This is a genomic window from Enterobacter sp. SM3, from assembly GCF_009811935.2.
Taxonomy (GTDB): domain Bacteria; phylum Pseudomonadota; class Gammaproteobacteria; order Enterobacterales; family Enterobacteriaceae; genus Enterobacter; species Enterobacter asburiae_D.
Map to the genome: position 1 here is coordinate 2216011 of NZ_CP099971.1, position 20984 is coordinate 2236994.

Here is a 20984-nt window from a genome sequence, read left to right on the forward strand (position 1 = left end):
ACAGCCTTATCCTGACAGGCCCATGAGAAAAGCGTTTGCCTGCATCTGCCAGGTTATTTGTCAGTCTTGCCAGGTTAAAAAAAGAGCGGGGCGGTGTCACACCCCGGCAGGTCGCCGTAGGCCGGGTAAGCATCGCGCCACCCGGCAGAAAAGGCGGTGAAGGGAAGGTGTCAGAATTCGCCCTGCTGGCGCGCCACCAGCGTCAGAATGGAGTAGAGCGCCACAGCCTGCTGGTGCTGGTTGAAGATCTCAACCGCCCATTCCACCACGCCGGTCGGTTTTTCCTCGGCGGTACGCTGTTTCTTCAGCGTTTTACGTTTGCAGGTCAGACGCACCTGTATGGTATCGCCCGGTTTAACCGGCTCGATAAAGCGCAGGTTTTCCATGCCGTAGTTAGCAATAACTGGCCCGACGCCCGCATCTACAAACAGCCCCGCGGCGGCGGAGATCAGGAAGTAGCCGTGCACCACGCGCTCGCCAAAGATCGACTCTGCCGCGCCGATCTTATCCATATGGGCATAGAAATGGTCACCGCTCAGGCAGGCAAAGTTCACAATGTCTGCTTCCGTGAGGGTGCGGCGCGGCGTCAGCAGGCTGTCGCCCGGCTGTAGCTCCTCAAAGTATTTGCGGAACGGATGAACGCGATCTTCCTGCACCGTTGCGCCACGCACCCACTGTTTGCCAATGGCGGCCAGCATCGTCGGACTGCCCTGAATCGCGGTGCGCTGCAGGTAGTGCTTAACCGCGCGCAGGCCGCCAAGCTCTTCTCCGCCGCCCGCGCGGCCCGGGCCGCCGTGCACCAGCTGAGGCAGCGGGGAGCCGTGGCCGGTAGACTCTTTTGCTGATTCCTCGTTAAGGATCTGAATACGCCCGTGGGCGCGCGCCGCACCGGCAATAAACTGGCGGGCAATGGCCAGGTCTGCGGTGACCAGCGTACCCGCCAGGCTGCCGCCGCCCGCGCGGGCAAGCTGCATCGCGTGGCGTGCGTTGCGATACGGCATCAGCGTTGCAACCGGGCCGAAGGCCTCCGTCGCGTGGACGGCCGGGGTTTCATCCGGCTGCGGGCAGAACAGCAGGGTCGGCGGGAAGAACGCGCCCGCGGCCTGCAGATCCGCTTTGCCGCCCAGACGGATCTGGCAGCCAGCGGCAATCAGTTGCTCCACCTTCTCCTGCACGTCCGCGCGCTGTTCGGCGTTGACCAGCGCACCCATCTTCACCCCTTCCTGTGCCGGGTCGCCCACCACCACCTTTTCCAGGCGGGCAATCAGCGCCTGGCTCACGGCGTCAATCTGGTTTTGCGGAACGATAATGCGGCGAATGGCCGTACATTTCTGCCCGGCCTTAGCGGTCATCTCGCGGACCACTTCCCGGATGAACAGGGCAAATTCCGGCTGTTCCGGCGTAACGTCTTCACCCAGCACGCAGCAGTTCAGGGAGTCGGCTTCCATGGTGAACGGAATCGAATTCGCCACAATATTTGGGTGCACGCGCAGGCTTTGCCCTGTACTGGCGGAGCCGGTAAAGGTCACGACGTCCTGGCTGTCGAGCTGGTCGAGGAGATCCCCCGCGCCGCCGCAGATCAGGCTGATGGCGCCGTCCGGCACCAGTCCGCTGTCCACGATGGATTTCACCATCGCCTGCGTCACCTGCGCGGTAGCGGTAGCGGGTTTTATGATGGCGGGCATCCCGGCAAGCCAGGTCGGCGCCAGCTTTTCCAGCATCCCCCAGCAGGGGAAGTTAAAGGCGTTGATGTGCACCGCCACCCCGGATTTGGAGGTCAGGACGTGGCGCGCCGCAAAGCCGCCTTCTTTCGACAGCGGGATTAACTCGTCTTCCGGCCACAGCGTGTCATCCGGCAGCTCGCGGCTGCCCAGACTGGCGTAAGTGAAAAGGGTGCCGATGCCGCCTTCAATATCTACCCAGCTGTCCGCCTTCGTCGCGCCCGTCTGGGCCGACATGGCATAAAACGTCTCTTTCTCGCTAAGCAGGTGCTTTGCCACCGCCTTCAGCATGGCCGCACGTTCGATAAAGGTCATCTCGTGAAGCGCTTCACCGCCGCGCTCAATCGCATAGCGACGGGCGGCCGCCATGTCCAGCCCTTCGCTGGTCACGCTCCACAGCGCTTCGCCGCTGATGGCGTGATGAATAGTGCGTTCGCGGCCCCGGCCAGACTGCCAGGTACCGGACACGAAGCTGGCTAACTGCTGCATCGCTTATCTCCAAATGTTACGTAATTTACTCATTAATAGTTTAATCATGAATCATAAAAATCAAGCTCAGTTTTAATGAATTGTTAACATTGTGATCCGGTCTGATGAATTGCCGCGCGCAAAGCGGCTGTGTACAGGGCGTGCTGTAAAAGCCTTGCGAACAACATCACAAAACCAGGAAACAATTCTTGGGGTTATATTTAACCTTTGTGTAACTTTTAAAAAACAAAGTGATTCAACATTACGCTTTAATTTGCAAACTAACGAATCATAAAGGTGATGACGTGACGCAAGAACAACGGTTTGAGCAGCGCATAGCGCAGGAGACGGCGATTGAGCCTCAGGACTGGATGCCTGACGCCTACCGTAAGACGTTGATCCGTCAGATTGGTCAGCATGCGCACTCCGAAATTGTCGGCATGCTGCCGGAAGGAAACTGGATCGCCCGCGCGCCGACGCTGCGCCGAAAAGCGATCCTGCTGGCGAAAGTGCAGGACGAAGCCGGGCATGGGCTCTACCTCTACAGCGCGGCGGAAACGCTGGGCTGCGCGCGGGAAGACATCTACCAGAAGATGCTCGACGGCAAGATGAAATACTCCTCCATCTTCAACTATCCGACCCTGAGTTGGGCCGATATCGGCGTGATCGGCTGGCTGGTAGACGGCGCCGCTATCGTCAACCAGGTGGCGCTGTGCCGGACCTCCTACGGTCCGTATGCCCGCGCGATGGTGAAAATCTGTAAAGAAGAGAGCTTCCACCAGCGTCAGGGCTTTGAGGCCTGCATGGCGCTGGCGCAGGGCAGCGAGGCCCAGCGGCAGATGCTGCAGGACGCCATCAACCGCTTCTGGTGGCCCGCGCTGATGATGTTCGGGCCGAACGACGACAACTCGCCAAACAGCGCCCGCAGCCTGGCCTGGAAAATCAAACGCTTCGGCAATGACGAACTTCGCCAGCGCTTTGTCGACAACACGGTACCGCAGGTGGAGATGCTGGGCATGACGGTGCCGGATCCCGACCTGCGTTTGGATGAAGAGAGCGGTCACTACCGCTTCGGCGAGATCGACTGGCAGGAGTTTGAAGAGGTGATTAACGGACGCGGCATCTGCAACCACGAACGCCTGGCCGCAAAACGTAAAGCCTGGGAAGAGGGGGCGTGGGTGCGCGAAGCCGCACTGGCGCACGCGGAAAAACAACACGCCCGCAAAGTGGCTTAAGAGGAATCACGATGAGCAATGTCTACTGGCCGCTGTACGAAGTGTTCGTACGCAGCAAACAGGGGTTATCCCACCGTCACGTGGGCAGTCTGCATGCCGCCGACGATCGCATGGCGCTGGAAAATGCGCGTGATGCCTACACCCGCCGCAGCGAAGGGTGTTCTATCTGGGTGGTTAAGGCGAGCGAGATTGTCGCCTCCCAGCCGGAAGAGAGCGGTGAGTTCTTCGACCCGGCGGAAAGCAAGGTTTACCGACATCCGACGTTCTACACCATCCCCGACGGCATCGAGCATATGTGAGGCAAAGAATGAATTCAGTGACTGCCTATGCCCTGCGTCTGGGCGACAACGGTCTGGTGCTCTCCCAGCGCCTCGGCGCCTGGTGCGGCCACGCGCCGGAGCTGGAAATTGACCTCGCGCTCGCCAATATCGGTCTCGACCTGCTGGGCCAGGCGCGCAATTTCCTGACCTATGCCGCGGAACGGGAAGGCCAGGGCGATGAAGACACGCTGGCGTTTGGCCGCGACGAACGCCAGTTCCGCAATGTCCTGCTGGTGGAGCAGCCAAACGGCAGCTTCGCCGACACCATTGCCCGCCAGTACCTGATGGATGCCTGGAACGTGGCGCTGTACGAACGCCTGACCCAAAGCAGCGACGGCCAGCTTGCCGCCATCGCCGCCAAAGCGATTAAAGAGGCGCGCTACCACCTGCGCTTCAGCCGCGGCTGGCTGGTGCGTCTGGGCGACGGGACCGAAACGTCCGCGCAAAAGATGCAGCAGGCCATCGACGGCCTGTGGCGTTTTACGGCGGAGCTGTTTGAAGCCGATGACGTGGAGCTGGAATTGATTGACTCCGGCGTGGCGGTTGACCCGCGCCTCCTGCGCCAGCCGTGGGAAAGTGAAGTGTATGCCGGTCTGAATGAAGCCTGCCTGCAGGTGCCCGCAGAGGTGGCGTACCGCACCGGTGGCAAGAGGGGGCTGCATACCGAACATCTGGGCCCGATGCTGGCGGAAATGCAGTATCTCCAGCGCGCCTATCCCGGTCAGCAGTGGTAAAGGAGAACGCTATGCAACGCCTCGGCGACATCGCGCCCGCGCAAATCCCGCAGATCTGGTCGCTGTTAAGCCAGATCCCCGATCCGGAAGTGCCGGTGTTAACCATCACCGATTTAGGCATGGTGCGCAGCGTGAAGGCGCAGGGGGAAGGCTGGGTCATTGGCTTCACGCCAACCTACTCGGGCTGCCCGGCAACGGAACACCTGCTGGGAGCGATCCGCGATGCGATGACCGCGAACGGCTTTACCCCGATGCACATTGTGCTCCAGCTTGACCCCGCATGGACCACCGACTGGATGACCGCCGACGCGCGCGAGCGCCTGCGGGCGTACGGCATCAGTCCACCCGTGGGGCATAGCTGTCACGCGCACGCGCCTTTGGAGGTGAGCTGCCCGCGCTGCGCCAGCACCGACACCGCGCTCATCAGTGAATTTGGTTCGACGGCCTGCAAAGCGCTCTACCGCTGCAATACCTGCCGCGAGCCCTTCGACTATTTCAAATGTATTTGAGGCTGCCATGACAACGTTTCATTCATTAACAGTGGCAAAAGTGGAACCCGAAACCCGCGACGCGGTGACCATCACCTTCGCGGTGCCGCAGGCGCTGCAGGACGCCTACCGCTTCCGCCCCGGCCAGCACCTGACGTTAAAAACGAAGCTTGAGGGGGACGAGCTGCGCCGCTGCTACTCCATCTGCCGGAGTACCGCCCCGGGCGAGATCAGCGTGGCGGTCAAAGCCATCGACGGCGGGCGCTTTTCCCGCTACGCCCGGGATGAGATCAAGGCGGGCATGGCGCTTGAGGTCATGGTTCCCCAGGGGCAGTTTGGCTACCAGCCGCAGGCTGACCGCGAAGGCCACTACCTGGCGATTGCGGCAGGCTCCGGGATCACCCCGATGCTGGCGATTATCTCCGCAACGCTTGCGACCGAACCCAACAGCCATTTCACCCTGATCTACGGCAACCGCAGCAGCCAGAGCATGATGTTCCGCCAGGCGCTGGCGGACCTGAAGGACAAATACCCGCAGCGGCTGCAGCTGGTCTCCATCTTCAGCCAGGAGCGGCTGGACAGCGATCTGCTCTTTGGCCGCATCGACGGGGAAAAGCTGCAGGCGCTGGCGAAAACCCTGATCAACTTCCGCCAGTACGACGAGGCGTTTATCTGCGGCCCGTCGGCGATGATGGACGATGCCGAGGCCGCGCTGAAAGCGCTTGGGATGCCGGACAAAGCGATTCATCTTGAGCGCTTTAACACCCCGGGGATCTCCGTTAAACGCGCCGTGCACGTCCAGGCGGAAGGGCAGAAAGTGACCGTCCGCCAGGACGGGCGCGACCGGGAAATCACCCTGACGGCGGACGACGAAAGCATCCTGGATGCCGCCCTGCGCCAGGGGGCGGATCTCCCGTATGCCTGCAAGGGGGGCGTATGCGCCACCTGTAAATGCAAAGTGCTGCGCGGGAAGGTGGACATGGCGACCAACTACAGCCTGGAGCCGGACGAGCTGGCCGCCGGGTACGTGCTGAGCTGCCAGTCGCTGCCGTTAACCGCCGACGTGATTGTCGACTTCGACGCGAAGGGGATGGCATGAGCGAACTGATTGTTATCCGTCATGAACGCGTGCTGCAGTTGACGCTCAACCGTCCGGCGGCGCGCAACGCCCTCAACAATGCGCTGTTGACGCAGCTTGCTGAGCAGCTGGAGGTCGCGGCTGCTGACAGCGAGATTTCCGCCTGCGTGATTTACGGCAGCGAGCGCTGCTTTGCCGCCGGGGCCGATCTCAACGAAATGGCAGAGAAAGACCTGCCCGCCACCCTGAACGATATCCGCCCGCAGCTGTGGGCGCGCATTAACGCGTTCAGCAAACCGCTGATAGCCGCCGTGAACGGCTTCGCGCTGGGCGCAGGCTGCGAGCTGGCGCTGCTGTGCGACGTGGTCATTGCTGGCGATAACGCCCGCTTTGGTCTGCCGGAAATCACGCTGGGCATTATGCCCGGCGCGGGCGGCACCCAGCGTCTTATCCGCAGCGTCGGTAAATCCCTTGCCAGCAAAATGGTGCTGACCGGCGAGAGTATTTCCGCGCATCAGGCGCTGAGCGCGGGGCTGGTCAGCGATGTTTTCCCGCCAGCGCTGACGCTGGAGTATGCCCTGAAGCAGGCGGCGCTGATGGCGCGCCACTCTCCGCTGGCGCTGCAGGCGGCGAAACAGGCGCTGCGCCAGTCTCAGGAGGTGCCGCTCCAGGCCGGGCTCGCGCAGGAGCGCCAGCTGTTTACGCTGCTTTCTGCCACCGAAGACCGCCGGGAAGGCATCGACGCCTTCTTACAAAAACGCACCCCCGACTTTAAAGGACGCTAATTGTGGAATTTATTCTGAGTCATGTTGAGCAGGGCGTAATGACCATTACGCTGAACCGTCCGGAGCGTCTGAACAGCTTTAACGACGTGATGCACCAGCAGCTTGCCGAGTGCCTGAAGCAGGCCGAGCGGGATGACGCCATCCGCTGCCTGCTGATCACCGGGGCGGGACGCGGCTTTTGCGCCGGTCAGGATCTGAACGACCGCAACGTCGACCCCAACGGCCCGGCGCCGGATCTGGGGATGTCCGTTGAAACTTTCTATAACCCGCTGGTGCGCCGCCTGGCAAAGCTGCCGAAACCGGTCATTTGTGCCGTTAACGGCGTGGCGGCCGGCGCAGGGGCCACGCTGGCGCTGGGGTGTGACATGGTCATTGCCGCCCGTTCCGCCAACTTCGTGATGGCCTTCAGCAAGCTCGGCCTGGTGCCGGACTGCGGCGGCACCTGGCTGCTGCCGCGCGTGGCCGGACGCGCCCGCGCCATGGGGCTGGCGCTGCTCGGCGACAAACTCAGCGCCGAACAGGCGCAGGCGTGGGGAATGATCTGGCAGGTGGTGGATGACGAACAGCTCTCCACTACGGCGCAGCAGATGGCGCTGCATTTTGCGTCTCAACCGACCTTCGGGCTGGGGCTGATCAAGCAGGCTATCAACGCCGCGGAAACCAACACCCTGGACGCCCAGCTCGATCTGGAGCGCGACTATCAGCGCCTGGCCGGGCGCAGCGACGACTACCGCGAGGGCGTCAGCGCCTTCCTGGCGAAGCGCGCGCCAAACTTTACGGGGAAATAAGATGCTGAACATACGGACTGTCGCCGTGATTGGCAGCGGCACGATGGGCGCAGGCATTGCCGAAGTGGCGGCCAGCCACGGTCATCAGGTGCTGATTTACGACATTTCTGCCGACGCCATTTCCCGCGCGATTGACGGCATCCGTCAACGCCTCGCGTCTCGGGTAACGCGCGGCAAGCTTTCTGCGGATGCGAGCGGACAGATCCTCGCCCGACTGGTTCCAGTGACGGATATCGATGCGCTAGCCTCGGCAGATTTGGTTATTGAGGCGGCTTCCGAACGCCTTGACGTTAAAAAAACGCTGTTTGCAAAACTGGCGGAAGTCTGCCCGCCGCAGACGCTGTTGACCAGCAACACCTCATCCATCTCCGTCACGGCGATTGCCGCTGATATTCATCACCCGGAGCGCGTCGCCGGGCTCCATTTCTTTAACCCGGCACCGGTGATGAAGCTGGTAGAGGTGGTCAGCGGGCTGGCGACCTCTCCGGAAGTGGCCGACGCGCTGTGCGAGCTGGCGCTGAACTGGGGCAAACAGCCCGTTCGCTGCCAGTCCACGCCGGGGTTCATCGTCAACCGCGTCGCCCGTCCGTTCTATTCCGAAGCCTGGCGCGCGCTGGAAGAGCAGGTCGCGCCGCCGGAGGTGATTGATACCGCCCTGCGCGACGGCGGCGGTTTCCCGATGGGGCCGCTCGAGCTGACCGACATGATTGGTCAGGACGTGAATTTCGCGGTGACCTGCTCGGTATTTAACGCCTTCTGGCAGGAGCGTCGTTTTCTGCCTTCGCTGGTGCAGCAGGAGCTGGTGCTGGCAGGACGGCTGGGCAAAAAGAGCGGGAAGGGCGTCTACGATTGGCAGGATGACAAACCGGAGGTGCGGTGGGTGCCAGCCGTGAACGATAGCTATAGCCCGATGCGCGTGGAAAAAAGAGGTGACGGTGTCACCGAAATTGATGACGTGTACCTGATTGAAACGCAGGGGGAAACCGCACAGGCGCTGGCGCTGCGGCTTAACGGCCCGGTGGTGGTGGTGGACCGCATTGAGCGCGATGTAGCGGTGATTGCAGCGGCCGCCAGCAACCCGCACACCGCGACGCAAAAGGCCATCCGCTACCTGCAACAGCAGGGTAACCGGGTGGTGCAAATTGCCGATTATCCCGGCCTGCTGGTCTGGCGGACGCTGGCGATGATTGCCAACGAAGCGCTGGATGCCCTGCAAAAAGGGGTCGCCAGCGAGAAGGACATCGATACCGCCATGCGCCTGGGCGTGAATTACCCGAGCGGGCCGATCGCCTGGGGCGAGCGTCTGGGCTGGCAGCGGCTGCTTACGCTGCTGGAGAATCTGCAGCGTCATTACGGCGAAGAGCGCTATCGCCCCTGTTCACTGCTGCGCCAGCGCGCGCTTCTGGAGAGTAGCTATGAGTCATAACGCCTGGCATAACGCCCGCGCGATGTACGAACGGGACGCCTGCGCGCAGGCGATGGGGATGGACATTGTCGACATGGATGAAGGCTACGCGGTGGTGACCATGACCATCACCCCGCAAATGCTTAACGGCCACAAAACCTGCCACGGCGGACAGCTTTTTTCGCTGGCAGACACCGCCTTTGCCTACGCCTGCAACAGCCAGGGGCTGGCGGCTGTCGCTTCCGGCTGCTCGATTGATTTTCTGCGTCCGGGCTTTGCCGGGGACACGCTCACCGCCACCGCGCGGGTGATGCATCAGGGCAGGCTGACCGGCGTATACGACATTGAAATCCAGAACCAACAACAGAAAACCGTCGCCCTTTTTCGCGGAAAATCTCACCGCATCGGCGGCAGCGTGACAGGAGAGCATGATGCGTGACGCATTTATTTGTGATGGCGTTCGAACCCCGGTGGGGCGCTACGGCGGCGCGCTTGCCGCAGTCCGAGCCGACGATCTCGGCGCCGTGCCGCTGCGCGCGCTGCTGGCCCGCTATCCCCAGCTCGATCTCGAGCGGATCGATGATGTGATCTTCGGCTGCGCCAACCAGGCGGGGGAAGATAACCGCAACGTCGCGCGCATGTCGTCCCTGCTCGCCGGGCTGCCGCAGACGGTGTCCGGAACCACCATTAACCGCCTGTGCGGCTCGGGGCTGGACGCGATTGGTTTTGCGGCGCGCGCCATTAAGGCGGGCGATGGCGACCTGCTGATCGCGGGCGGCGTGGAGTCCATGTCCCGCGCGCCATTTGTGATGGGCAAAGCCACCGCCGCGTTTCAGCGTCAGGCGGAGATCTTTGATACCACCATCGGCTGGCGATTTGTGAATCCGCTCATGCATCAGCAATTCGGAACTGACAGTATGCCGGAAACGGCAGAGAATGTAGCTGAATTGTTAAATATCAGCCGTGCCGATCAGGACGCGTTCGCGCTGCGCAGCCAGCAGCGTACCGCGCAGGCGCAGCAGAACGGCATTCTGGCGCAGGAGATTGTGCCGGTGCTGGTGCCGGGCAAAAAAGGGGCGGTTACGGCGTTCAGCGTGGATGAACACCCGCGCGCGGACACTACGCTCGAGCAGCTCGCCGGTCTGAAAACGCCGTTTCGTAAGAACGGAGTGATTACGGCCGGAAATGCCTCCGGCGTCAACGACGGCGCTGCGGCGCTGATCGTCGCCAGCGAGAAGATGGCGCTGGCGCAGGGGCTAGTCCCGCGCACGCGGATCGTGGCGATGGCGACGGCAGGCGTGGAGCCACGTCTGATGGGGCTTGGCCCGGTACCCGCTACCCGTAAGGTGCTGGAGCGCGCCGGACTCAGTATTAACGATATGGACGTTGTCGAGCTTAACGAAGCTTTCGCCTCGCAGGCGCTGGGCGTGCTGCGTCAGCTGGGCCTGCCGGATGATGCCGCGCACGTCAACCCGAACGGTGGCGCGATTGCGCTGGGCCACCCGCTGGGAATGAGCGGTGCCAGACTGGCGCTGGCCGCGAGCAACGAACTGCACCGACGCGGCGGGCGCTATGCGCTATGTACGATGTGCATCGGTGTGGGTCAGGGCATTGCCATGATCCTTGAGCGTGTTTGAGCATAAAAACAATGTGAGTACCCTACAATGACAAATACAACAAAGCTTGATCCGATTGAAACGGCCTCCCTTGACGAGTTACAGGCGCTGCAGACCGAGCGTCTGAAATGGACGCTGCATCACGCCTACAACAACGTGCCGATGTACAAACGCAAGTTTGACGCCGCGGGCGTTCACCCTGACGATTTCAAAGAGCTGGCGGATATCCGCAAATTCCCGTGCACCACCAAGCAGGACCTGCGGGATAACTATCCTTTCGATACCTTTGCCGTGCCGATGGAGCAGGTGGTGCGCATTCACGCGTCATCCGGCACCACCGGCAAACCGACCGTTGTCGGCTACACGCAGGGCGACATCGACAACTGGGCCAATCTGGTGGCCCGCTCCCTGCGCGCGGCGGGCGGCAGCGCGAAGGACAAAATTCACGTGGCGTATGGCTATGGCCTGTTTACCGGTGGGCTGGGGGCGCACTACGGGGCCGAGCGTTTAGGCGCGACGGTGATCCCGATGTCCGGCGGCCAGACGGAGAAACAGGCGCAGCTGATCCGTGATTTCCAGCCAGATATGATCATGGTAACGCCGTCCTACTGCCTCAACCTGATTGAAGAGCTGGAGCGCCAGATGGGCGGCGATGCCAGCGGCTGTTCCCTGCGCGTGGGCGTCTTCGGCGCCGAGCCGTGGACGCAGGCCATGCGTCGCGAAATTGAAAAACGCTTAGGCATTACGGCGCTGGATATTTATGGCCTCTCCGAGGTGATGGGGCCGGGCGTGGCGATGGAGTGTATCGAAACCGTCGACGGCCCAACCATCTGGGAAGATCACTTCTACCCGGAGATCGTCAACCCGAACGACGGCACGCCGCTGGATGACGGTCAGCAGGGCGAACTGCTGTTCACCACGCTGACCAAAGAGGCGCTGCCGGTGATCCGCTACCGCACCCGCGACCTGACGCGCCTGCTACCGGCAACCGCGCGCAGCATGCGTCGTATGGACCGGATCAGCGGCCGCAGTGACGATATGCTGATCATCCGCGGCGTCAACGTCTTCCCGTCGCAGCTGGAAGAGGAGATTGTGAAGTTCGAACACCTTTCTCCGCACTACCAGCTGGAGGTAAACCGTCGCGGGCATCTTGATTCACTTTCCGTGAAGGTGGAGCTGAAAGAGAGTAGCCTCACGCTGACGCACGAGCAGCGCTGTCAGGTGTGCCACCAGCTGCGCCACCGCATTAAGTCGATGGTGGGGATTTCCACCGACGTGACGATCGTGAACTGCGGCAGCATTCCGCGCTCCGAGGGGAAAGCCTGCCGGGTGTTTGATTTGCGTAAAGCGGCGGCCAACGGTTAAAACACCTTACCCCTCATCCTAACCTTCTCCCCAAAGGGGAGAAGGGACTGTACGGTGCGGTCTTTTCCGCTCTCCCCTCTGGGGAGAGGGTCAGGGTGAGGGTCCTATGCTATGATTCATCCAGGACAAAAATAACAACAGAATGAATCACATGAATAAACTCGACGCCTTCATCCAGCACGCGGTCAGCTCCGTTCCCGTCAGCGGGACCTCGCTTATCTCCTCGTTATACGGTGACGCGCTTTCCCATCGCGGCGGTGAGATTTGGCTCGGCAGCCTGGCGGCCCTGCTGGAAGGCATGGGGTTTGGCGAGCGCTTCGTGCGCACCGCGCTATTTCGCCTCAACAAAGAGGGCTGGCTGGACGTTTCCCGCATCGGGCGTCGCAGCTTTTACCGCCTGAGCGACAAAGGGCTGCGTCTGACGCGTCGCGCGGAGAATAAGATCTACCGCGCGGAGCTGCCCGCCTGGGACGGCAAATGGTTATTGCTGCTCTCAGAAGGGCTGGATAAAACCACCCTTGCCGACGTCAAAAAACAGCTTATCTGGCAGGGGTTTGGCACGCTGGCACCGAGCCTGATGGCCTCGCCGTCGCAGCATCTGGCGGACGTGCAGTCCCTGCTTCACGATGCCGGGGTGGCGGAAAACGTGATTTTCTTTGAAGCCCACTCGCCGCTGGCGCTCTCCCGCGCCGCGCTGCGTTCGCGGGTGGAAGAGTGCTGGCAGTTAACCGAGCAAAACGCGATGTACGAGTCGTTTATCAATTCGTTCCGCCCGCTGCTGCCGCTGCTGAAAGAGGCCGCGCCGGAGGAGCTGACGCCGGAACGCTGCTTCCAGATCCAGCTGCTGCTGATTCACTTTTATCGTCGCGTGGTGCTGAAAGACCCGCTGCTGCCGGAGGAGTTGCTGCCTGCGCACTGGGCGGGGCAAAGCGCCCGTCAGCTTTGCATTAACATCTATCAGCGTGTCGCGCCGGGGGCGCTGGCGTTTGTCAGCGAGAAGGGCGAAACCTCCGTGGGCGAACTTCCCGTGCCCGGCACGCTCTACTATCAACGCTTTGGTGGTCTTACAAGCGCATAAGGAGTGAAGATGCCAGTTTATCAAATTGACGGTCTGACGCCGGTCGTGCCTGACGAGAGCTATGTTCACCCGACGGCGGTGCTGATTGGGGACGTGATTCTGGGCAAAGGCGTTTATGTTGGTCCTAACGCCAGCCTGCGCGGTGATTTTGGCCGTATCGTGGTGAAAGACGGCGCGAACATTCAGGATAACTGCGTGATGCACGGTTTCCCGGAACAGGACACGGTGGTGGAGGAGGACGGGCATATCGGCCACAGCGCCATTCTCCACGGCTGCGTGATCCGCCGCAATGCGCTGGTGGGCATGAACGCGGTGGTGATGGACGGCGCGGTCATCGGTGAAAACAGCATCGTCGGCGCGGCGGCATTCGTGAAGGCGAAAGCGGAGATGCCCGCTAACCATTTAATTATCGGCAGCCCGGCTAAAGCGATTCGCGAACTCAGCGAGCAGGAGCTGGCATGGAAACAGCAGGGCACGCGGGAGTATCAGGTGCTGGTGGAGCGCTGCAAGCTCACTATGCACCAGGTAGAGCCGCTGCGCGAGGCTGAACCTGACCGGAAACGGCTGACGTTTGATGAGAATTTAAGGCCGAAATCGGCGGTGTAGGACGGGAAGTTCGCGCCACGGCACTAACGGGAAGATGTTACTCACCTCATCATGCTATTAATCCTCGATACAGACTCATCAAGACAGAGGACGCAGAGTTATGCTGAGGGGTAAAAGAGCTGTTATCACGGGTGGCGGCGGGGGATTTGGTCAGGCGCTGTGCGTCTGGCTTGCCCGAGAGGGCGTTGAAGTGGATTTTAGCGCCCGTCGGGCGGTGGATATTCAAAAAACCTGCAGCCTCATCGCGGCTGAAGGTGGTGAGGCGAAAGGGTATCACTGTGATTTAGCCCTGCCGGAATCCATTTCTCAGTTTTCTTCGCAGGTCTTACATTCAGACAGGCCAATCGATATTTTAATTCTGAATGCTGCTCAGTGGTTGTCAGGGACGATAGACGAACATGCGAGCACAGAAATCTTCAATACCGTCAGTTCAGGCCTGACAGGTTCAATCCTGCTCACCCAGGCAATGCTACCAGGTTTAAGACGCTCAGACAGTGCAGACATCATTGCGATTATATCTGCGTGCGGTATTCCGAACTTTACAGATTCGATTGCCCATCCCGCTTTTTTTGCCAGCAAACACGGGCTCAGCGGCTTTACAACGAAACTGTCAGAACACTTATCCAAAGAAAACATTCGGGTAACCGGGTTATATCCACCTGATTTTGAACTGACCGGCTTAGAGGCGCATGTCGATAATCAATCAAGCATGGGGGAACGTCTGGTGAATGGATGGTCAATCTGGGAAACAATTCGTTTTGTACTGACTCAGCCTCGAAGTTGCCATATCAGCACGATCTACTTTCAGGGGCCGACTCGCGAAGATCTGGCGCATCAGGCCTGAATCTGACGGCGGGCTTTCACTACTATTGCTGATAAAAGCGTTTTGGAGTCTCATTAATCGCAAAGCGGCTGCCAGGGCTCTGGCTGTCTTTTTTCGCCATATCCATTAATAGCGCGATGCCAATGTAATTACTCCAGTTAAAGGTATTTTGCAGTACCACCACCGCATTGCCTTTTTCTTTGTCATAGCCGATAAAGCTGGAGTAGCCGCCGATATAGCCGACCTGGTAGGTGATTTTTTCCAGACCGATAAAATCGGTGGTCCAGGCAATACCCTGTACCCCGTCGGGACGTTGAATATCGGTATTTCTCACTTCGGCAAAGACGCTGTCCAGCAGGGGATTGTGGGTCGTTGAGACGTGATAGCGGGCATAGGTCGCCAGATCTTCGGCGTTACTGTATAGGCTCGCCGCCGCCACCATGTTATTGGAAAAATGCCAGTCCGGGGTGAGCTGCCCGCGCGGGATAAATTTCGGCTGATCGCCCGCGTGGCCAAGCGCACGCTGGGGGTACCCTTTTAGCTGCCGGGGCGTAAAGCTGCTGTTAGCCATTTGCAGCGGATGGAAAATATAGCGCGAGGCTAAACTCTGGATATCCTCGCCAGTCTTGTGTTTCAGGATATAGCCGATCAGCGCGTAGCCGGTATTGGAATATTGCGGCACTTTATTCTTTGGCGCTCGCCAGTCGGCGAGGTAGCGCAGCACGTTATCGCTATCCAGCTCACCGTAGAAATTATCACCCGTGCTTAAGTAGCTGATGAATTTTCCAAGCATCGGAACATCCATATTCTGACGCGGCAGGCCGGAGGTGTGGGTTACCAGTTCAAGAAGGGTGATTTTTTGTGCATCCGCGCTAAGCGGCGTCCCCGGCGGAAGCAATGTCGCCAGGTTATCGTTCCAGTTCAGTTGCCCTTCATTCACCAGACAAGCCACCACTTCCGCCGTGATCCCTTTGCTGAGCGAGCCGAGCGCAAACAGGGTATCGGGCCTCACCGGATAGCGATTGACCGCATCGGTTACGCCCCAGGTGTAAAACTGCGGTGAGCCGTGATTATGGATCACCGCGACCGTCATCCCGGGAACGGATTTTTGCGCCATGTAGTGACGCACCACGCTGTCAACGTCGCCATCCAGCGAGTCATGAGTGAGAAGTTCCTGAGTACCTTCCGGTGAAGACATTTGCGAGAGCGTGCCACAACCGCTGAGGAGTGGGAGAGTAAGCAGAAGCCAGTGAATTTTTTTTGTTATGTTCTGCATACCTGATAGCGAGTGTGGTGGTCATTGACGCGCCAGGAATGTATCACAAATAGCCAGCTTGAATGTAAACTTTCTAACGGTGGTGTCCCTGTTGATGGTCACCGCGACTTTTCGGCCTGCTTTGAGGATTTCAGTATGACTCGCTTTTATCAACTTACTGCCACACGTCTGGACGGGCAGCTTATCTCTATGGCCGACTATGCGGGAAGGGTGGTTTTGGTCGTTAATACCGCCAGCCAGTGCGGCTTCACGCCACAGTACCGTGGCCTTGAAGCGCTATACAAGAAATACGCCGATCAAGGGTTAGTGGTGCTGGGTTTCCCCTGCAACCAGTTCGGTAAACAGGAACCCGGCGGCGCCGACGAAATCTCGAAAACCTGTTACATCAACTACGGCGTGAGCTTCCCGATGTTCGAGAAGGTCGAGGTTAACGGTAGCGCAGCGCACCCGCTGTTTCGTTATCTGAAAAACGAATTGCCCGGCGTGCTTGGGGGGCGGATCAAGTGGAACTTTACCAAGTTCCTGATCGGACGTGACGGTAAACCACTCAAGCGTTTTGCGCCGATGACGACGCCAGAGAAAATGGAGAGGGCGATTGTGGAGGCTTTGGGGAGGTGAGTGTTTTGGTGAATGGAATTATCCAGCATCTCTGTTTCCTCCATGAACAACATGTCACTTAAAAACGCCTGTAGAAGGCGCAAATGCAGCACGCTGCATCTCGTGATGATGACAGCAGGTTTCACTTAAGTTATTTAGTTAATAGCATGTTATCAGTTTATGCCACGCAAACGGCAGAACAAAACCATTTACTTTTGAGTATTTCGTGAATGATTTACTTGCCCGGATGGCATACTCCTCTTTATATTTTTACTTATATACCGATGAGCTAATGACAAAATGTGACACTCCAGGAGGAGATAATCACACTTTGCAAAAATCCGGGGTCGATTATTCGTCGATCCACTGCAACGAATAAGGAGAAAGTTGTGAATAACGTCAATACCTTCCTTAAGGAAAATTTACCTTCAGTAAGTAAGAATGTTTTTGTTGCTCCAGGCATTCCTGAAAAAAAACTGAATAACGTCGCTAAAGCATTCAATGTCGCTGATAACCTGAATGCTGTGCTTGCCATTTATGATAATACTGTATTTGGTAGTGCAAAAGATGGCATCGTTTTTACCGGTGAAAAACTGGTTATAAAAGAAGCATTTGAAAGTCCTTATGACGTCTACTACAACAATATTGATGCCGTAGAATATATAGAAGATGTCACCGTAAATGATAAAGGAAAGGAAAAGCGAACAGAATTTGTCTCCCTTAAACTAAAAAATGGCGAGATAAAACCACTCAAAAGTTTGATGGAGTGCAACTACAAGAAGCTGAGCGATGTTCTTGAGCATACTATCAGTGACTTTGATGAGTTCACAGAAGAAGATCAGCTCATCACTCTTGCCGAAATGTCAGAAACTCTCAAAGTTGCTTACGTCAAAATCATGGTGAACATGGCGTTCTCAGATGACGGTCAGGTTGATAAAAAAGAGTTTGCCGAAATACTCTTGTTGATGACCCGACTTGAGTTAACGACCGAATCCCGATTTATACTGCGTAGTTACATCGGTGCAGAATCCAGTCTAATGCCGGTTGAAGAGTTAATAGCGATTATTGACCAGGAATGCGTACCTAGCCATAACAAGTCCATAAAAATCTCTCTTGTTAAAGACCTAATTAGCATTTTCATGAGTGTTAATAACGGTGAATATAAAAACTTTCCATTTCTTCAGCAAGTGCAACCCTTGCTGAGCGTAACTGACGAAGAAATAGAGCTTGCAGTGATGGCTATTCAGCAAGACTTTAAGATGTTACGAGAAGATTTTTCCGACGATGCGCTGAAACGCAGCATGAAAGAACTTACGGCAAAAGCCGGTGCGGTAGGTGTGCCGCTTGCTGCTGTCTATCTTTCTGGCTCTGTTATCGGTATGTCCGCTGCGGGCATCACTTCTGGCCTCGCAACGCTTGGACTTGGCGGCGTGCTGGGATTTTCAAGTATGGCAACGGGTATTGGTGTTGCGGTGTTATTAGGTGTAGGGGCCTATAAAGGGATTCGTCATCTTACGGGTGCTAATGAACTGGATAAATCCAAGCGCCGGGAACTGATGCTGAATGAAGTCATCAAGCAGACACAATCCACATTGTCCGCGTTAATTAATGATCTCAATTATATTTCTGGCAAGTTTAACGACGCTCTGGATGCGCACAATCGGCAAGGTGAAAAAATTCAAAAGCTCCAGAAGATGATGAATGCATTGACCGGCGCGGCGGATGAATTGAATAAGAAATCGAATAAGATGCAAAACAGTGCACTCAAACTTAAGTGCCCTGTCTACCTTGATGAGGCTAAACTCAGTTCTCTGACCCGAGAACCCATCAAAAAACAATTCTATGATATTGTTCTTTCATTCTATGAAGAATGTATTGTCGAAGAGCAACACGATGGTAAGACTGTTGAAGTGAAAAAACGTAAAATTAAAGAAGACACAGCTACTCAGCAATTAGAAAAACTTGCCGCCATCTTTGAAGGCATCGGCTATTTCAGAGCGGGGGACGTTATTAAAGGCAAATTGACTGGATTATTCTCATAATGAAAAAACCGGATACTCAGGTATCGGCCTTGCTGGTGCAGAAGCACCAGCTTGAACAAAGCGAGAGTCAATTAAGTGACCTTGATGCCGCTCTGGATGCACTTAACGCTTTGCAAACTGATACCGATGCTGCTTTAGATGAAATGATTCTCGCTATGGATGGTGTTCTGGAACACGCAGGTATCACGTTTGATGAGAATTTCCACACAACGGTTTCCAGTGAATTCAGCGATTACCTTGAATCCGGTTTGACCCCGTCATCGTCCAGTATCAGTAAACTGTCGATGATAGAAACAATAGCGTTCACCAGCGATACGGACTGGGAAACCTATTCCCAGTCCGTATCGCACTATGCCCATAAGCATAATGTCGATTTAACTGTCGATCCGTTTAGCGCCCTGATGTCCCCAACTCAGAGAATTGCTCTGGAGAAACGCATTCAGGAAGACTTTACTTTTAAGACTGCCCGCTGCGACAAATATGATTACATGATCGCCGGCACCTGTGGCGTTATTGGCGGGCTTATCGATATTTTTCTGGTAGGCGCACCTGGTGAAGGAAAGCTGACCCAGCTTGCAGATAATGCAGTGGACGGTGCAGTCGAGAAATTCGCCTCAGCCTTTGGCTGGAAAGGCGGTGCAGAAGGGAGTGATCCTACAAAAAGCGCTATCGGTTTTCTGGAGAGAAAATTCAAGGTCAACTATGACCATCGGCATGGCGGCGATGTTGACGGTCTGTTCAGGATGAACACGAAGAATCACCATATTAAAAGTCTTGCCCACTCCCCGGACTTAGTCGGTTTATTTTTCTCGATCCTTGATCAATTTACCAGCACGGCACATTTTGTGGCAGACGGAAAACTGGTTTCCGTAGATACCGAAACTTTTGAGCTTAAAGGGAATAACTTTGTCTCTAAAGTATTTAGTGGTTTCGTAAACTGGATGGGCCATCTTTTTTCTGATATGGCGGGCTCTTCCGGTGCGCAAGGAAGAGGCTCTGGTATCCCAATTCCTTTCTTTTCATTACTTCAGTTTATTGACGTGGGTGAATTTGGTCAGCATCGCCAGTCTTTCGCGACTGTCGCCGTCCAGGTTTTTGAGAAAGGATACGACTTACGGCATGGATTAGCGATGGCGATCCCTGTTCTGATTACTGAACTGCTTGTGCGGATCACCTGGACAGTTAAACAACGTTGCTACCATAAGAAGGCCTGGGGTGAATGTATCCCTTCTGCGAAAAACCCAGAACTCAGGCGAATGTTGCTGGTTGCGCATGGAACCTTGTGCTTGATGGATGCAGGCGATGCGGCACTTCGTTCAGGAGGAGAAATGATTCAGTTCCTCTTGAGAACGAACCTCATCGGCTGGGCAAGATTTGGAACGCTGGCAATTAAAGAGCTCCATGTCTGGTACAAAGCCGGTGGAATTGATGCCAGCGCTGTAGATGAATATATGGACCATGAACTTCGACGAATGCTAAAAGCGGGTTAAGAATACGATCTCATTGAATAAATGCAAAGCCTGGATGCCTGGTATTAATAAACCAGGCACTGGCTAATCTGTAAACGAAAAGCAGAAAAGGCACATTCATTGCAAGGCGGAAATATCCTTTGAGATGTATGGATTTTTATAGCGGATCAGTGCCAGCAGCAGAAGGTGCTCTAATATCATAAATTGAAATCATGCTTAAGATAAATTTCGATTTAATCATCATTGATGATGCCTGTTTTAACGTGGCATTGTTTTACTTTATAGTCAGTAATACGTACAATACTAGAAAATGTAATGACGAGTAAAATTGATGGCTACAAAAAAAGTACTTGAAAAATCATTTATTGCTATTATTTTGAGTGGTGTGCTTGCCGTTTCTGGATACTTTGGAGCGCTAAATGCAGTATTTGACTTGTATCAGAATATCGCAGATAAATTTTTTCAAAAAAAAGCGGAAGATAATCTTCACGTAATTTATACCGGGGCATCGATAAAGTATATCGAATCAATTTTTGGCGCACCTGTGAAAGAAGAACATTCTGAGGATGGTAAGGTGAATGAGTATATTTACTCATTCAGGAAGTTCTATCTACAGGTGGTTTATGATAATAAGAACACAGTGATACTCTATTCCGTAACCAGCAAAGATAAGGACTTTCATCCTGAAGTGCCTTATCTGGGTAAAACCCTTGGGCATAAGTTCAAAGACTTTGGAAATGATATTAACTATTTGCATTTTGATCATTCTTCAAAATTCTATCAATATGAAGAAGGGCACTACTTAGGAAATCCGGGTAACTATAGAAATTTTTACCTTGCTTATAATCCTGCTGGCGTTGATTACGTTGAGTTGCATTCGCTCCCTGATTTTTATAATAACAATGAATTTCCTCCAAATAAAAAAGATCTTGAAGAATTCAGAAGCAAAAATGCTCCTAATACATTTGGCGTAGGTGATATAAACGGAGGCCCTGAGGGTCTTGAGTTAAGCTTTAGACTTGGGATTGATTATTACGATGCGAGAGATATTCCAGATAAAGATTAGTGGTGGTGTTCAAACATTGTACAA

The 20984-nt window shown here is 56.2% G+C and carries 20 protein-coding genes; 18 read left to right on the forward strand and 2 right to left on the reverse strand.

Annotation, left to right across the window (positions count from 1 at the left end):
• Positions 1 to 170: 170 nt before the first annotated feature.
• Entirely contained in the window at positions 171 to 2210 is a 2040-nt protein-coding gene (gene paaZ / locus GVO84_RS10500; protein ID WP_159514066.1) for a phenylacetic acid degradation bifunctional protein PaaZ, read from the reverse strand.
• A gap of 284 nt (positions 2211 to 2494) precedes the next feature.
• On the opposite strand from paaZ, the gene paaA reads away from it, so the two are divergent.
• The 14 genes from paaA (at position 2495) to GVO84_RS10570 (ending at position 14531) form a co-directional block, all read left to right on the forward strand.
• The gene (gene paaA / locus GVO84_RS10505) at positions 2495 to 3424 is read left to right on the forward strand and encodes a 1,2-phenylacetyl-CoA epoxidase subunit PaaA (protein WP_236545811.1); all 930 of its coding nucleotides are present in this window, start codon (positions 2495 to 2497) and stop codon (positions 3422 to 3424) included.
• Positions 3425 to 3435: 11 nt separating this feature from the next.
• Positions 3436 to 3723, forward strand: a complete 288-nt coding sequence (gene paaB / locus GVO84_RS10510) for a 1,2-phenylacetyl-CoA epoxidase subunit PaaB (protein WP_003857353.1) — start codon at positions 3436 to 3438, stop codon at positions 3721 to 3723.
• A gap of 8 nt (positions 3724 to 3731) precedes the next feature.
• Complete coding sequence (gene paaC, locus GVO84_RS10515) at positions 3732 to 4478, forward strand: 1,2-phenylacetyl-CoA epoxidase subunit PaaC (RefSeq protein WP_159514067.1); 747 nt, start codon at positions 3732 to 3734, stop codon at positions 4476 to 4478.
• Between the two features lie 11 nt (positions 4479 to 4489).
• Positions 4490 to 4987, forward strand: a complete 498-nt coding sequence (paaD, locus tag GVO84_RS10520; RefSeq protein WP_159514068.1) for a 1,2-phenylacetyl-CoA epoxidase subunit PaaD — start codon at positions 4490 to 4492, stop codon at positions 4985 to 4987.
• A gap of 7 nt (positions 4988 to 4994) precedes the next feature.
• A complete protein-coding gene (gene paaE / locus GVO84_RS10525) occupies positions 4995 to 6065 on the forward strand; it encodes a 1,2-phenylacetyl-CoA epoxidase subunit PaaE (protein ID WP_121423604.1) in 1071 nt (356 codons plus the stop codon).
• The gene (gene paaF, locus GVO84_RS10530; protein ID WP_159514069.1) at positions 6062 to 6829 is read left to right on the forward strand and encodes a 2,3-dehydroadipyl-CoA hydratase PaaF; all 768 of its coding nucleotides are present in this window, start codon (positions 6062 to 6064) and stop codon (positions 6827 to 6829) included. Before paaE ends, paaF begins: the two co-directional genes overlap by 4 nt.
• Entirely contained in the window at positions 6829 to 7617 is a 789-nt protein-coding gene (paaG, locus tag GVO84_RS10535; RefSeq protein ID WP_121423606.1) for a 2-(1,2-epoxy-1,2-dihydrophenyl)acetyl-CoA isomerase PaaG, read from the forward strand. Before paaF ends, paaG begins: the two co-directional genes overlap by 1 nt.
• A gap of 1 nt (position 7618) precedes the next feature.
• Positions 7619 to 9043, forward strand: a complete 1425-nt coding sequence (gene paaH / locus GVO84_RS10540) for a 3-hydroxyacyl-CoA dehydrogenase PaaH (RefSeq protein WP_159514070.1) — start codon at positions 7619 to 7621, stop codon at positions 9041 to 9043.
• Positions 9033 to 9461 carry a hydroxyphenylacetyl-CoA thioesterase PaaI gene (gene paaI / locus GVO84_RS10545; protein ID WP_159514071.1) on the forward strand — a complete coding sequence of 143 codons (429 nt, stop codon included), beginning with the start codon at positions 9033 to 9035 and terminating at the stop codon, positions 9459 to 9461. The genes paaH and paaI overlap by 11 nt, the downstream gene beginning before the upstream one ends.
• The gene (gene pcaF / locus GVO84_RS10550) at positions 9454 to 10659 is read left to right on the forward strand and encodes a 3-oxoadipyl-CoA thiolase (RefSeq protein WP_159515629.1); all 1206 of its coding nucleotides are present in this window, start codon (positions 9454 to 9456) and stop codon (positions 10657 to 10659) included. The genes paaI and pcaF overlap by 8 nt, the downstream gene beginning before the upstream one ends.
• A 27-nt stretch (positions 10660 to 10686) precedes the next feature.
• Complete coding sequence (paaK, locus tag GVO84_RS10555) at positions 10687 to 12003, forward strand: phenylacetate--CoA ligase PaaK (protein WP_136194799.1); 1317 nt, start codon at positions 10687 to 10689, stop codon at positions 12001 to 12003.
• A gap of 142 nt (positions 12004 to 12145) precedes the next feature.
• Entirely contained in the window at positions 12146 to 13081 is a 936-nt protein-coding gene (paaX, locus tag GVO84_RS10560; protein ID WP_021241337.1) for a phenylacetic acid degradation operon negative regulatory protein PaaX, read from the forward strand.
• 9 nt (positions 13082 to 13090) lie between these two features.
• Positions 13091 to 13687, forward strand: a complete 597-nt coding sequence (gene paaY, locus GVO84_RS10565) for a phenylacetic acid degradation protein PaaY (RefSeq protein ID WP_023619119.1) — start codon at positions 13091 to 13093, stop codon at positions 13685 to 13687.
• Between the two features lie 100 nt (positions 13688 to 13787).
• Entirely contained in the window at positions 13788 to 14531 is a 744-nt protein-coding gene (locus GVO84_RS10570) for an SDR family oxidoreductase (protein ID WP_159514072.1), read from the forward strand.
• Positions 14532 to 14553: 22 nt separating this feature from the next.
• Here the strand turns inward: GVO84_RS10570 and GVO84_RS10575 are convergent, their stop codons facing one another.
• Positions 14554 to 15786: a serine hydrolase domain-containing protein gene (locus GVO84_RS10575; RefSeq protein ID WP_159514073.1), complete on the reverse strand. Its 1233-nt coding sequence runs from the start codon at positions 15784 to 15786 to the stop codon at positions 14554 to 14556.
• A gap of 135 nt (positions 15787 to 15921) precedes the next feature.
• Between GVO84_RS10575 and GVO84_RS10580 the strand changes: the two genes are divergently transcribed.
• From GVO84_RS10580 to GVO84_RS10595, 4 genes are all read left to right on the forward strand, one after another.
• Positions 15922 to 16404: a glutathione peroxidase gene (locus GVO84_RS10580; RefSeq protein WP_121423612.1), complete on the forward strand. Its 483-nt coding sequence runs from the start codon at positions 15922 to 15924 to the stop codon at positions 16402 to 16404.
• A gap of 368 nt (positions 16405 to 16772) precedes the next feature.
• Positions 16773 to 18425, forward strand: a complete 1653-nt coding sequence (locus tag GVO84_RS10585; protein WP_121423613.1) for a hypothetical protein — start codon at positions 16773 to 16775, stop codon at positions 18423 to 18425.
• Entirely contained in the window at positions 18425 to 19915 is a 1491-nt protein-coding gene (locus tag GVO84_RS10590; RefSeq protein ID WP_121423614.1) for a hypothetical protein, read from the forward strand. The genes GVO84_RS10585 and GVO84_RS10590 overlap by 1 nt, the downstream gene beginning before the upstream one ends.
• 310 nt (positions 19916 to 20225) lie before the next feature.
• Positions 20226 to 20960, forward strand: a complete 735-nt coding sequence (locus tag GVO84_RS10595; protein ID WP_236545814.1) for an ETEC_3214 domain-containing protein — start codon at positions 20226 to 20228, stop codon at positions 20958 to 20960.
• Positions 20961 to 20984: the final 24 nt, after the last annotated feature.